Source organism: Enterococcus gallinarum (genome assembly GCF_021496385.1).
Lineage (GTDB): Bacteria > Bacillota > Bacilli > Lactobacillales > Enterococcaceae > Enterococcus_D > Enterococcus_D gallinarum.
In genome coordinates this window covers 37,922-51,632 of the sequence record NZ_CP050817.1, presented here as the reverse complement: position 1 = coordinate 51,632, position 13,711 = coordinate 37,922, and the positions used below count along the sequence as shown (strand labels likewise).

The following is a 13,711-nucleotide window of genomic DNA, read 5'->3' as shown; positions in this document are numbered from 1 at the left end:
AATTGCCTATTACATTATATCTATGATACGTTCCTTCTTTTCTCCGCTTTGCTTGCTGGTCTTAAGAAAGAGTAGTACTATTATCGCAAACGTAATAATATGGTGGGAGGTCTTTCTGACTATGAGTATCAATACCTTTGTATATCCCTACCCGATCAATGTATTTATTATTTCGCGGTTAGGTCTTACGGTAGAGCAATTTTGTGAGTTACATGGCTATAAGCAGAGTACAGTAGCAAGCTGGGTAACAAGAAACCGTGCAGTAAAAACGTTACCTTGTGATTTTTTATATTGTCTTAGTCTTTCTTCAGGCTGGTCGATGGATGATGTTTATCGTCATTTATTGGTATTGGAGGAGAAGTTCTTAAAGAGTATCAATCCAAAAAAAGAAAAAGAACAAATTAATTAGTTATGTCGATCATTCTTCTTTGTATTTTAGTTTTTTACGTGTTCGTTAAGTGATATAGGCGATGTAACTTAATAAATGATTTTGTCAGTTTACTTTTTTGGGAAGGTTAAAGTATCTGTATTTATTTGTGAAAGGTAATATTATTACATTTTTGTAAGGGTTATTTAAAACAGCAATAGTGTATAATTTAAATAAAATTATATCTTGTCTATGTTTTAAATATCGAAAAAATAAATATTTACAATATCCTATGACTAAAATATAGTTGAGTCAGAAAGGGGGAACAGTAGATTCATTTCTCGAATTTACTGAAAGATATGAAAAAATCAAAAAGGAAAGTATTGACGATTGTTTTATCTTGCACAGTTTTGGTAGTACTTGGTACACTATTTTTCCTGAAAAATAATGGTAAAACAGGTATTTTTATTGAAAACAATAAAGATGCAATAGAAGTTCCTATTACAATAGCAAGAAATTATTTGAATGAATCAGAAGTTCTTTATGAAAGTAATTCGATAAAGTCTACGAATAAACCAATAGAGGAAGTTAGTATAAGTGGTGAGAGTTCTATTTCAGTTACCATTTATGGAGAAGAGCAAACAGTTACTGGATATGTTGATAGCAATACTAAAAACTTTTCTTTATTGGTAAAAGTAGCTAGTTATGACGAATCAACGGGTAAAATAGTATTAGATTGCAAATATGATGATGGTATGAACAAAATAGAAAAACAATTGATTTTCCAAAAATAAGGAGAACTAAAAATGAAAAAAATATTTTTAACGTTAGTTTTATTCTTTGGTATTTCAGTATCAAGTAGTATCAATGCATATGCAGATGAGATTGCAACAGATGAATCAGTATCAGAAACAATATCGAATGAGAGTCTTAGCGATGAAGTAATAGATAGTTTAACAATTGATGACTTTGTTAGAGCTTATGAAATTTCGAGCTCAGATGAAGCATTTAAAGATCTATCTGAAGATGATCAAAACTTATATATGATAAAGCTATGAAAGCCGATTTCCTTTTTGGGAAGTCGGCTTTTAATAAGCGAAGCTAATTTAGTTGAAGTAGTTGCTCAATAACCGAAGAGCTGCCTGGTAAAAATAAAAGTAGACTACCTATGACTAACAAGATCCCTAAAACAAACTTTAACTGTTAGCTCCTGCCGAAGATCGTCACATCCGAGGAGGCTCATTGTCAAGGACAATCGGAATAGCATACGGAAAGAAGTTCTGCACCTTATAAAATTTGTCAAAAAAACTGTTGCCATTTCAAATGAAGCAAGCAATATATGAGGGTGTCGAAATCTGGGGCTACATGGTTTGGAGCCCTATAGATATTGTCAGTTCAAGCACAGGGGAAATGAAAAAGAGATATGGATTGATTTATGTCAATAGAAATGACAACCAGAGCGGAAACTTTGAAAGATACAAGAAGAAATCCTTTTATTGGTACAAAGGGGTTATTGCTTCCAATGGGAATGATTTGTAGGAAGTCACTGCTTACTCATGAACTGTAAATGTACTTGATTTTTAGATTTAAAAGTCTCTGATATTTCAATTTAAGAAATATATTACTAAGATGAGAATTACAAGGAGAATTAATTGAGGATAAACTTATTTTAATTAATTGACTAAAGTCCTTTAATCCCCCCATTTATGTAAAGCTGAGATAGGATAAGAAAAGCTTAACAAGGAGTTGTATATCTTTTTTAATGCTACAAGGTGTAATCAGATATTGTTGAGTATCCATCGGATTACTATCAAAATCGGTTACTTGTATTTCAAAAATATGACAAAATATTTCTATTTGTTTCTATTTGTTTTAAATTCTATTATTTCGAGTATTGTTTATTCTATTTGCTATGCTTTATATAAATAATATTTATCAAAAGTATAGGAGAATTTTTGTGAAAAAAAATATTTTTATTTCCAGTATTTTGATGTTGTTTTCTATGTCGGTGGTTTCTGCATATGCGGAGGATATAGATAATGAGATTGGTAAACAGGAACAGAAAATTGACGTGATAAAGAAAGAAACAAAGACCATAGAGGAGCAAAAGTTAGATACTGATAATTCAATTAAGAAAATTGATGCCGAGATTAAAGAAATACTTGAAAATAAATCAGTTACGGAAAAAAAAGCAAATGAAATTTCTAAAGAAATAACGGAGCTGACAATAAAGATTAACAAAAGAAAAGAATTGCTAAGAAATCAAGCTAGAGATATTCAAACTTCTGATTCATCTAATAGTTTAATAGAGACATTACTTAGCTCAGAATCTATTAGTGATGCAATAAATAAAGCCGTTGCCTCTATTACGATTATGAACGCGAGTAACGGTGTAGTAGAACAGCAGCAGATGGATATAAAAAAGAGTGTTGCACTTGAAAAAGAATTAGAAAAAAAACTAACTGACATTGAAGATCAGTCTGCTGAATTAGATAAGAAACAAAGAAACTTAGTTGATATCAAATTGGGACAAGAATTAGAGTTAGCTGAATTATCCCTATCTTTAAATACTGAAGAAGAAAAGAAACAGAAACTCATTGAGGAAAGAGATGAGGCAGAAAAGAAAAAGAAATTAGCTTTAGAGGCTTTGGAAAAGCAACGAAAAATTGAAGAAGACGCTAAGAGAATGGCTGATTTGGAAGTATCTAAGAAACGAGAGACAATTATTGATAATTCAGCAGAGAATGCGGAATTGGTTGATGAAAAAGCTACAAAAGAAAATCCAAGCGAGACAAGTAAATCTGAAGAAAATGTTGTATCGAATGAAGAAAAAAGCAACGTAGATTTATCTTCCAAAGAAAAAGATGTTCTATCAACCGAGGAGTCTAGTTCGTCAAATACTGGTTGGAGTAGGCCTCTAGATTCTATTAATATTTCAAGCCGATTTGGGTTTCGCTCAGATCCCACAGGATATTCTGGAAATCAACATGATGGTTTAGATTTTACCGGATCTACTGGAACTCCAATTTTTTCAATTAATTCCGGAGAAGTTGTTGCAGCAGGTTATGGACCGTCTACTGGAAATCATGTGATTATAAAACACTCTAACGGTATGTATAGTTATTATATGCATATGAGTACCCCACCGGCGGTATCAGTAGGCCAGTCAGTCTCTTCAAGAGAATACTTAGGAGGGATGGGAACGACGGGTAATTCTACTGGAGTTCATCTGCACTTGGGCATGTCTACTGGATTGTGGTCCGGTTTTGTGGACCCAGCGACTTATATAGGCTTATAGAATTTCATGTTTATTATTTTAGAGAAATCTAGTGTTTAAGGCAGTATGCTTTATTACGCTAGATTTTTTACTGGATTTATACACTTTTTTTAAATTATTCGAAGTAATAGAATTATCTTTTAATACGTTAAAGACAAGTATAAAGAATATAAATTAGGTAATTATTTCAATATTTTTCAAAACACTTTAATCTCATTTATAGAATATGTTTTAGATATCGACGTAAATTTAGGTGGAAATCGATGGTATATATTCAAAAGCAATCGATCGAAGCTGATTGCACAGAAGAAAAACCGTAATTTTTTTAAAATACATATGAATGATTTGACATATGTTTGATTAATCATTTATAATATTCTTATATTAACTAAAGGATGAGTAAGATGTCAAAAGAAAGAAAAAAAGAAATACGGAGAAAATTGATTAAGCTTTTAAATGAAAATCCTAACTGGTTAGATAGTGATCATACAGAACTAAAAAAAGAAATTCAGTTGTTGGGACAGTTTCTAGGATATAACTCCAAAAACAAAAAAATTGGAGACTTAACTTTAGAGAAATATTTAAAATTACTTAGCTTAGGTTTCAATAACCAAGAAATAAAAGGAATCTATCAGTTATCTGAGGGGAGCTTTAAGGAGTGGCTGAAAGAGCATGATTTTTATCGGCGAAATGTAGATGAGATTTTGAATGAAAACAAAGAATTCAAAAACTATGATTAATCATAAACAATATTTAGGAGGTAACGTAAATGGACAAAGAAGAAATCAACAACAAAAATCATTCTCTTAAAAACAAGACTAGTAACCATGGAGGCACTGAGCATAAACATAATGAAGAACACGATCATAGCCATGGGAATATCCCAGTATATTTTTACTTCATAGGGTTAATCACATTTTTAATTGCTCTATTTTTAGGAGAAGATCTACTTATACTTTCTAACATGTTATTTAGTATTACGGTGGTTTCTGCAGGGTACCATGTAATCATAGAGGGCTTTGGAGATACAATAAAAGATAGTTTGAGAACGAAAAAATTCATGCCTAATATTCATTTTTTAATGGTATTAGCAGCAGCTGCCGCAATGATTATTGGTAGTTTTGAGGAAGCCGGTCTATTGATTTTGATTTTTGCCGGAGCACATTTCTTAGAAGATTACGCTGAGGGTAAGAGTAAGAGAGAAATTACGAATCTACTAAAGCTAAATCCCACTGAAGCTAGAAGAATATCAACTGACAACTCTGTTGAAGTCGTGTCAGTTGATCAATTAGTGGTCGGAGATAAAGTGCAAGTTTTAAATGGAGGACAAGTGCCTACAGATGGGAAAATAATCTCTGGAACAACATCAATCGATGAGTCGTCTATAAACGGTGAAAGTATTCCAAAAGAAAAAACAGTGGGTGACGATGTATTCGGAAGTACAATTAATGGTACCGGTTCATTTGTTATGGAAGTTTCAAAAGATAGTAGTGATACTGTATTTGCAAAAATATTAAAACTAGTTGATCAATCGCAGAAAAATTTGAGTAAAACAGCAACAACCATAAAGAGGTTAGAGCCCAAGTATGTGACCTTAGTATTGATGATTTTCCCATTTATATTGGTCTTGGGTCCAACAGTTTTTGGATGGAGCTGGAATGTAACTTTATATCGAAGTATTGTATTTTTAATTTCATCTTCACCTTGCGCATTAGCAGCTAGTGCGGTACCAGCTACTTTATCAGCGATTTCTAATTTAGCTAAGAGAGGTGTACTGTTTAAAGGGGGATCATTTTTATCTAATTTAGGGGAACTTAAAGCTATTTCTTTTGACAAAACAGGGACTTTGACGAAAGGAAAACCCGTTGTTACAAATCAATATTTCATTGATGGGGTCGACGAAGAAGAGGTAATCGACGTTATTGTATCAATGGAAAAAGAATCAAATCATCCTTTAGCGACTGCTATAGTTAGTAATTTTCCACATACGGAGACAAAAACACTATCAGTAGAAAATGAGGTTGGCAGAGGATTAGTATCAACTTTCAATGATAATGAGTATAGAATTTCTAAACCTTCGGAATTTAACAGTTATGATAAAAACATAAAAGAAAAAGTTAATGAGTATTCAAAAGACGGAAAGACTGTTGTTTTAATAGCAATTAATAAGGAAGTTATAGGTTTAATTGCATTAATGGATGTCCCTAACTCGAATGCAAAAGATGCAATAGAATACTTCAATGATCAAGGTGTTCACACTACTTTAATTACAGGAGATGCTAAACTTACGGGTGAATCGATTGGCAATGAGCTAAAGATTGGTCAAGTAATTGCTAATGTTTTACCGGAAGATAAGGCGAAAATTGTTAAACAGCAACAGGATTCATATGGACTAACTGCAATGGTAGGTGACGGAGTCAATGATGCGCCAGCTTTAGTTAATGCGGATGTAGGAATTGCTATGGGCGATGGAACGGATGTTGCTATCGATGTAGCGGATGTGGTTCTAATGAAGAATGACATATCGAATTTAGTTTATGCTCATAAAGTATCTAGACGATTAAATAAAATTGTCTGGCAGAATATTATCTTTTCAATGTTTATTGTGTTGCTATTAATATCATTAAACTTTTTAGGTAAAATGACTATAGGAATAGGAGTTTTAGCTCACGAAGGAAGTACTGTGTTGGTTATTTTTAACGGATTGAGATTATTAATTCCTCAAAAAGAAATGTGAAAATTATAGGACGGAGATTCTAAATGAAAAATAAGGATTTAGAAAGATCAGTTGAGGGAGCCCAGAAAATCGTAAAAGTACTCAATGATCGAACCAGACTAAAAATACTGTTTTTTTTGTCGAAACAAGAAAGAAATGTCTCTGAATTACAGTCATTGGTCCAAAGATCACACACAGCAACATCGCATCATCTTTCTAAGTTGAAAAGTAATAGGATGGTTTCAGCAGAGCGTAAAGGAAAGTATATGTACTACTCCTTGAATGATGAACATATAAAAACTATTTTAAAAGTTCTGTTTGAACACACTATGGAAGAGGGTGAATTTTGTGGGACACCATCACAAAAAAGATTATTATAGAGATGACCACCATAAAAGTAACACTTACAAAAAAGAACATCATGGTAATCATGGTTCCTATAGAAGTAACAGAGGCTGCTTAGGCTGTTTAACTCAAATATTCCTAGTTTTAATTATAGTATCATTTATCTTTATCAGTGTTAATTTGTGATTATTAGCTGATGTGTTAAGTAATTGAGGTAAATATTTTGATACGGAGGAACTCAATGAATAGAGAAGAAATTTTACAAACAATCAAAGATCTAATAGCTAATGGCAATATTGAAGAAGCAAATGCTCTTTTGAATGAACAAGCTACATTCTTAGCAGATTATTATGATCAGGCAGCTGGATTATTTGAAAATTTAGATACTGTGCAAATACCTTTTTTTAATAACAAGGAAACTATATTGTTGTTATGGGAAAAACTTTCAAATTTATTCAATAAATAAATATTTAGATGATGAGGGCTTTCATGTTATTTGTAAGTGTAATATCAATATTCGTTCTTCTAAGTGTAGATCAGATTGCTAAATTATTGACAGTTAATATTTTTGCATTATATGAAGAAAGAGTCATTATTCCCGATATTTTTTCACTGACCTATATTCAAAATAGTGGGGCAGCTTGGGGGATTTTGAGTAATAATACAAACTTATTGATTGTTATATCGGTGCCCATAATCGCTATGTTGGGTTGGCTAATGTTAAAAAGTAAAAAAAAGATTCTGACGAGTGGCCTGAATTTTATTATTGCAGGTGCATTGGGAAACTTAGTAGATCGAATAAGGATTGGCTATGTAGTTGACATGCTACGTCTTGATTTTCTAAATTTCCCTGTATTTAATATTGCAGATGTAATGTTGACGTTTGGTGTGCTTTTGGTGATCACTGATTATCTATCAGATAAAATATCAAATGTAGAGAATAAAAATCATTGATTTTAATGGTCTTATGCAAGACATTCTGAGAAAAGTGCTATTAAAAAGTATCTGCTTAAATATATTCCATAAATTTTACTGATGTGACACAATCAGATTCTGTCACATTCGTTAAAATCGCTCCATCCTTAGAGGCTCTAAGAGAAAATCACTTTTCTTTTAGGTCCTTTTTTCTATAGCTTGTTTAAATGTGACTTATTATCTGTTATAATCATATTAAGTAACATTTGATAGGGGGATAAAAATGAAGAGCGTGGAACCGATTCGCGATAAAAAAAAGATCGATGCCATGAAGGCAATTTTGGCTTCCGGAAAATATGGGCAACGAAATTTGGTGCTTTTTTCGATTGGGATCAATACGGCGTATCGAATCTCTGATTTAAGACAGTTGAAATTAAGTGATGTGTTAGAAATTTCCCGTGGGCGGGTGATTGTCAAAGAACGTCTGGCCATGAAGGAGCAAAAAACGGCCAAGCACAATTCGGTCTTCATCTCGAACAAATTACGAAAAGTGATTCTTGATTATGTTCAATCCGAATTTTCTGAGCAGCTGCAAGTACAGGACTTCAGCAGGTATTTGTTTCCAAGTCGAAAGGGAGCAGATACGCCTTTGACCCGACAAAGCCTTTGGCGGATCATTCATGAAGCAGGAATGGCGGTTGGGTTGAAAGAAATTGGTCCCCATTCGATGCGTAAGACTTTTGGCTATTTTTTGTACAAGCAAGGAACCAAAACAGAGATCATTCAGTCGCTGCTCAACCATTCTTCGCAACGGGAGACCTTACGCTATATTGGAATCACCCAGGAAGACAAAGATACTGCAGTAAAGAGTTTGGATTTATGACAGAATAATGCCCTATACAATAGAAGAAAAATTCAAAAGGTGAGAAAATGAACGAAGAAAAGCAGCCTAACTTTCCTGATAAATATCACTTATCTCGCAAAGAGTCTGTGTATTTATTGAAGAAAAACATTGTAGAGCTGGTGTATAATGCGGGGAAATTTGAAGGGTTAAATACAACGTTGTTACAAACAGAAGAGATTATTAAGTATAATCGGGCCAACAACGTGGTGGTAGATGATGTCCTGACCGTCGTTAACTTAAAAAGAGGCTTTGAAATGCTTTTAAATGACGTACAGGAGCCCCTGTTAGAGACAAGTAAGCGGATTAATCGGATCGTTGCAGCAGAGGATGCGCTTTTTCCCGGTGAAATACGAACTGGTGGGGTAGAAGTATCGACGATTCAAGGAAGATATGTGCCACCAATGTTAACTGAAGACGAGGTAAACAATCAATATGGTGAGATAATGAATAAAGAGATATCAGATACGGAAAAAGCCCTGCGACTGTTTCTATTCATTTAATGCAATAGGAGCGGGTATTTGTAATGCTTCCCATAGTGCCACCCCATTTTTGAAATCAATTTCCCACGTTTCTTCGTTCTCGCCATTCTTTGGGAGAAGCTCAAGAGATGGCGGAGTAAAATCAAATTCGCTTTTCATTATATTAATTGTCTAACTTAATTTGACAATTAATATTATTTATACAGCACAAGTGAGAAATATATTGAACAGTTGAAACAAATACAAAACGATTTGTACGGTAACATTGAGAAAGAATATTTTGATAGTCAAATGTTCCAACAAAATTCTAGCCCCTATTATTCTGAAGAACGTTTTTTTCAATTAATGGAACAGGAGTAAGAAAAAAGACTACTTCAATTAATGAAAGAAATGGAAGAACAACAAGTAGCGGAAGAAATAGAAGAGAAACGGTTTATTAAATTAATAGAAGAGCAAATGGAAATAGAAAGTTTAAGAGAACAAGAAGAGGAGTAAGTTCTGCGTTTGTTAGAAACATAATATCTTTGAAAACAATTTAGACAAACGACAGGAAATGGTAATTTGAAAACTAAACATTGATAATTACTTATTGCACTTAATATGGTAGAATTGCATTAACTGTAAAGAGAGGGTGATGCCTAAATGATGACAACACAAGATTTAATGGACAAGTACGAAGTATCACGACAAACTGTAAACAATTGGGTTCGGAAAAACGAAATTCCTGCACCCACAGTAAAAAAAGGGCATCAGAATGCTTGGACATTTAGTCAAGCGGAACTTATTGACAAAAAATTGAAGCATAGTCACAGCGAACAATTGGAGTTGTTTAAAACTGAATCGACTCCTCTTCATATCAATAATAGAAGATATTTAGGCAGTAAACAGAAAATACTAGATTTTATCAATGATGTTGTTTCGGAACACACCAAAAATGTTAAGTCAGTTGCTGATGTTTTTGGTGGAACAGGTGTTGTTGCTAATTTATTTAACAAGCAAGGCAAAAAAGTCATAGTTAACGATATTCTTACAAGCAACTACATTTCTTATGAAACATGGTTCGGAAATATGCCCGTAGATGAAAAAAAGATTCAGTTCAAAATTGAAGAACTGAATTCTCTTGAAGGTATACATGGATATGTTGATAAAAATTTTGGTAATAAATATTTTTCAGTTGAAAACGCACAAAAAATTGATGCAATCCGTGAAAAAATCGAGACTTACAACGATTTAAACGAACGTGAGAAAGCATTTTTGTTAACGTCTTTGCTATATGCTATGGATAAGGTGGCTAACACAGTAGGACATTTTGATGCATATCGGAAAAAAATGGATACCTTTAAACCTATTTATTTACGAGTTCCCGAATTCAATAAAAATGTTGGAAATGAAATTTACAATGAAGATGCTAATCAGCTAGTTAGAAAAATTAAAACAGACCTTATTTACATTGATACTCCTTATAATTCTCGGGGCTATGAAAGTGCTTATCATGTATTAGAAAACATTATGGAATGGAAAAAGCCGGACGTTGAGGGAGTGGCAATGAAAGCGGTCAACCGCTCTGAAAAATCTTCGGACTATACTAAATCTAAAGCACCCCAAGCATTTGATGATTTGATTCAAAATATTAACGCTCGATATATTTTAGTTTCGTACAATAATATGGCGAAAAAAGGAAATTCACGTTCAAACGCAAAGATTTCAAATGAAGAAATTATTGCCACATTGAAGAAACGTGGGCAAGTAGAAGTTTTTTCAATTGATTTTAATGCTTTTACAACGGGCAAGTCGAATATAGAAAATCATAAAGAATTACTGTATCTTTGCACAGTTGATGATGAAATAATTCAATCGCCACTGAATTATACGGGCGGGAAACAAAAATTGCTTCCACAATTACGACCATATTTTCCTTCAAGGTATACACGATTGATTGACTTATTTTCTGGTGGTGGTAGCGTTACTGCAAATCTGGCAAAAAATGGACAAGCAGAAAGTTATCTTATGAATGATGTTGAAAATCATGTGATTAATTTTTTTGAGTATATTTCAACTATTGATATAGATGATTTCATCAACCAAGCGGAAATGAAAATAAGTGAATATGGGTTATCTAATACGAAAAAAAATGGATATGAATTCTATTCTGCGAATAGTGCTAGTGGTTTAGGTGCATATAATAAAGAAAAATTTCTGAAGCTAAGGAAAGATTATAATAATTCACCGTCACCATTGCTGTTTTACTTGTTAGTTGTTTTCGGTTTTAATAATCAGATTCGCTTTAATTCAAAGGGTGAATATAATCTTCCAGTTGGTAAACGAGACTTTAACAAAAAGATGGAGGAAAAATTACGTAAGTTTGTAAAAGTAATACAGGACTCACCAATTGAATATTCCACCAAAGATTTCCGAGAAGTGAGTATAGACACAGGAGATTTCATCTATGCTGATCCGCCGTATCTTATTACGACGGCAGCTTACAATGAAAATGGTGGTTGGTCTGAAAAAGATGAAAAAGACTTATACGATTATTTAGATAAAGCAAATGAAAATAATATTAAGTTTGCTCTTTCAAATGTGATAATTCATAACGGAAGAGAAAATGAAATCCTTAAAAGTTGGGCTTCAAAATATAATTTGTACGTCTTAAACTATAATTACAATAATAGCAACTATCAGTCCAAGGCTAAACAAAGTGAAACAGTTGAAGTTTTAGTCACAAATTACGAGAGGGATATTTAATGAAGCTTACAAATACCGCAGAAACATTTAATCTAGGTGACACAAGTTTTAGAAGAAAAACATTAATTGACGACTATAAAACTTTGTTGCCTTATCTTCAAGAAACAAATCTAGAATTCAATGAATGGAATAATGTCGCGCAAGCAGAATTTTACGAAAAAATTTTGACAAAAACAGATTTATTTTCTAGGAATACTGATGAGGATTTTGCAAAACGTGGGAGAACCTTAACCAATGCCTTAGTTAAAATTGGGCTAACAAATTCAAAAAGGAAACTTTCAAGAGTTGCTAATAGTTGGATAAATGAAAATACGCTTAGTGCAAATGATGTTGAACGTTCACTAGGAATTGATGCGAATAATTTATTATTCACTCGTCAGCTGTTAAAACTACGTGTTTATGATTCAAATAAGATGAATTATTTTTATCCATTTCGTGTCGCATTGGGATTGGTGATAAAGTATCAGAATATCCCACAACAAGATTTTCTAACACTAATTCATTTAATTCAGCCGTCATTTGATAATAGGAAAATAAAAGACATCATTAACGACTATCACAGTGTTAATGATAACAATGAAATTTTTTCGGAATTTTTGGATAGAAATTTTCCAGAGAATACAAGTGAATTGACTGCTGATGAACTTTTTTCAAAAAAACCATTAAATAGAAAAGAATTTGATTCGCTGTTCGTGAATAGAAAATCTTCAGCTACGCAAGGAATATATTTTGAATTTGTAAATAAGTTGTTGGCGTTTAAATCTAACAAAAATGTTGAAAATTTAGATGCTTTGCTTGAATTGAATTCTAACGATAAATTAACAAAGGCATTTGGATTTGGAAAAGCTATTTTTGCTAAAACGAATTTTATGAAATCTAAAAATATCCAAGATTTTTTAGATGAAAACGTAGATAATGATTTGCTGTCAGAAAATAATACGTTGATTTACAATCAATTTGTACTTTCTAAAAAAGATGATATCGTTCGTGAGTATCGAGATATGACAAAACGAACATTCAATTTATCGGGATTATTAGACTTCAATACTGGACTAGTCAATGCTACCAATCAAGATGTTCTTTCGATAATATTTAGTTCTATGAGTTTCTCGGGAACTGAAAACTATGCTGATTATGAAGAAAACTTGAGTTACTCATTCTATCAAGAATCTACAATAACTGAGGTATTGGATTTAGATGAATCTGCTATTTTGTCGGAAATTAAAGCATTTCTTGGAATTGAAAATACTTCACAAATCGAAAGTGTTGTTTTAACGCAAAAAGAAGATAAATTTAGAAAATTTATCTCAAAAACATTTCCTCGAGAAAAAATTATTGAAATCTTACCGCTATTTTCACCGAGAGATGATAAAAAAATTAAATCAGAAGTATCAGAATCGGCAACGGTTCCAACAATTTATGAATATATTGTTGCTATTGCATGGTTTTATATTTCTAAAGAAGAATTTTTTATTACAAAGAGTTTGAATTTAACCTTAGACGGTGAAATGCGTCCGTTATCACATGCAGCTGGTGGTGCTGGTGATATTGTCATTGATTATGAAAACTTGACATTAATGCTTGAAGTTACTTTGATGAATGCCCAAGCTCAAAAACGTGGAGAATGGGAGCCAGTATTACGACATGCAACAAATTTGACGGTAGACAACTTTGATAAGAATGTCATTACTTTATTTATTGCTGATGAACTGGACGATAATACTGTAAATATTTGGCGAGCAGTTGCAAGTGTACCTCTACGGTCATCAAATAAAGATGAAATTGCAGATTTAGTAAAGATTTTCCCTCTGGAGAATCGAGAACTACTTCATATGCTGAAAAACAATCTCGATGAACGAAAACTATTAAAAGCAATTGATGAATCATACGAAGAACTTGCGGGCAATTTTGACTTAAGTTGGCGAGATAAAATTTTTGTTGAAGCTAATATGTAAAAATGTAG

12 protein-coding genes and 2 pseudogenes are annotated in these 13,711 nt (G+C 32.6%); all 14 read left to right on the top strand.

Annotation, left to right across the window (positions count from 1 at the left end; translation table 11 throughout):
- The first annotated feature begins 121 nt into the window (after positions 1–121).
- The 14 genes and pseudogenes from HED61_RS16855 to HED61_RS16790 all read left to right on the top strand — a co-directional run bounded on the left by HED61_RS16855 (position 122) and on the right by HED61_RS16790 (position 13,703).
- Positions 122–409 carry a type III secretion system protein PrgN gene (locus tag HED61_RS16855; protein ID WP_143112411.1) on the top strand — a complete coding sequence of 96 codons (288 nt, stop codon included), beginning with the start codon at positions 122–124 and terminating at the stop codon, positions 407–409.
- 341 nt (positions 410–750) lie between these two features.
- The gene (locus HED61_RS16850) at positions 751–1,161 is read left to right on the top strand and encodes a hypothetical protein (RefSeq protein WP_143112410.1); all 411 of its coding nucleotides are present in this window, start codon (positions 751–753) and stop codon (positions 1,159–1,161) included.
- Positions 1,162–1,173: 12 nt separating this feature from the next.
- The gene (locus HED61_RS16845; protein WP_219645636.1) at positions 1,174–1,425 is read left to right on the top strand and encodes a hypothetical protein; all 252 of its coding nucleotides are present in this window, start codon (positions 1,174–1,176) and stop codon (positions 1,423–1,425) included.
- 262 nt (positions 1,426–1,687) lie between these two features.
- Positions 1,688–1,906 (top strand): annotated as a pseudogene (locus HED61_RS16840) (family 1 glycosylhydrolase); the annotation flags it as partial.
- A 418-nt stretch (positions 1,907–2,324) separates the two neighbouring features.
- Entirely contained in the window at positions 2,325–3,665 is a 1,341-nt protein-coding gene (locus HED61_RS16835) for a peptidoglycan DD-metalloendopeptidase family protein (RefSeq protein WP_029486043.1), read from the top strand.
- A gap of 383 nt (positions 3,666–4,048) precedes the next feature.
- Positions 4,049–4,384 carry a hypothetical protein gene (locus HED61_RS16830; RefSeq protein ID WP_029486042.1) on the top strand — a complete coding sequence of 112 codons (336 nt, stop codon included), beginning with the start codon at positions 4,049–4,051 and terminating at the stop codon, positions 4,382–4,384.
- Positions 4,385–4,413: 29 nt separating this feature from the next.
- Positions 4,414–6,381: a heavy metal translocating P-type ATPase gene (locus HED61_RS16825; protein WP_029486041.1), complete on the top strand. Its 1,968-nt coding sequence runs from the start codon at positions 4,414–4,416 to the stop codon at positions 6,379–6,381.
- Between the two features lie 23 nt (positions 6,382–6,404).
- The gene (locus HED61_RS16820) at positions 6,405–6,740 is read left to right on the top strand and encodes an ArsR/SmtB family transcription factor (protein ID WP_051661423.1); all 336 of its coding nucleotides are present in this window, start codon (positions 6,405–6,407) and stop codon (positions 6,738–6,740) included.
- Positions 6,741–6,946: 206 nt separating this feature from the next.
- Entirely contained in the window at positions 6,947–7,171 is a 225-nt protein-coding gene (locus HED61_RS16815) for a hypothetical protein (RefSeq protein ID WP_029486039.1), read from the top strand.
- Between the two features lie 23 nt (positions 7,172–7,194).
- Positions 7,195–7,659 (top strand): signal peptidase II, encoded by a 465-nt coding sequence (gene lspA, locus HED61_RS16810; protein WP_034706604.1) that lies wholly within the window; start codon positions 7,195–7,197, stop codon positions 7,657–7,659.
- A 244-nt stretch (positions 7,660–7,903) separates the two neighbouring features.
- Entirely contained in the window at positions 7,904–8,503 is a 600-nt protein-coding gene (locus HED61_RS16805) for a tyrosine-type recombinase/integrase (RefSeq protein ID WP_218210646.1), read from the top strand.
- Between the two features lie 47 nt (positions 8,504–8,550).
- Positions 8,551–9,021, top strand: a pseudogene (locus HED61_RS16800) (hypothetical protein); the annotation flags it as partial.
- A 624-nt stretch (positions 9,022–9,645) separates the two neighbouring features.
- Positions 9,646–11,748 (top strand): Dam family site-specific DNA-(adenine-N6)-methyltransferase, encoded by a 2,103-nt coding sequence (locus tag HED61_RS16795; RefSeq protein ID WP_032495685.1) that lies wholly within the window; start codon positions 9,646–9,648, stop codon positions 11,746–11,748.
- On the top strand, positions 11,748–13,703 hold the full coding sequence (locus HED61_RS16790; protein WP_010731568.1) for an AlwI family type II restriction endonuclease: 1,956 nt from the start codon (positions 11,748–11,750) through the stop codon (positions 13,701–13,703). The genes HED61_RS16795 and HED61_RS16790 overlap by 1 nt, the downstream gene beginning before the upstream one ends.
- Positions 13,704–13,711 lie beyond the last annotated feature (8 nt).

Bases quoted from the DNA above. Each gene is read 5' to 3' on its own strand.
- lspA (WP_034706604.1), top strand. From the start codon at position 7,195: ATGTTATTTGTAAGTGTAATATCAATATTCGTTCTTCTAAGTGTAGAT.
- HED61_RS16795 (WP_032495685.1), top strand. From the start codon at position 9,646: ATGATGACAACACAAGATTTAATGGACAAGTACGAAGTATCACGACAA.
- HED61_RS16830 (WP_029486042.1), top strand. From the start codon at position 4,049: ATGTCAAAAGAAAGAAAAAAAGAAATACGGAGAAAATTGATTAAGCTT.
- HED61_RS16845 (WP_219645636.1), top strand. From the start codon at position 1,174: ATGAAAAAAATATTTTTAACGTTAGTTTTATTCTTTGGTATTTCAGTA.
- HED61_RS16805 (WP_218210646.1), top strand. From the start codon at position 7,904: ATGAAGAGCGTGGAACCGATTCGCGATAAAAAAAAGATCGATGCCATG.
- HED61_RS16825 (WP_029486041.1), top strand. From the start codon at position 4,414: ATGGACAAAGAAGAAATCAACAACAAAAATCATTCTCTTAAAAACAAG.
- HED61_RS16855 (WP_143112411.1), top strand. From the start codon at position 122: ATGAGTATCAATACCTTTGTATATCCCTACCCGATCAATGTATTTATT.
- HED61_RS16815 (WP_029486039.1), top strand. From the start codon at position 6,947: ATGAATAGAGAAGAAATTTTACAAACAATCAAAGATCTAATAGCTAAT.
- HED61_RS16820 (WP_051661423.1), top strand. From the start codon at position 6,405: ATGAAAAATAAGGATTTAGAAAGATCAGTTGAGGGAGCCCAGAAAATC.
- HED61_RS16790 (WP_010731568.1), top strand. From the start codon at position 11,748: ATGAAGCTTACAAATACCGCAGAAACATTTAATCTAGGTGACACAAGT.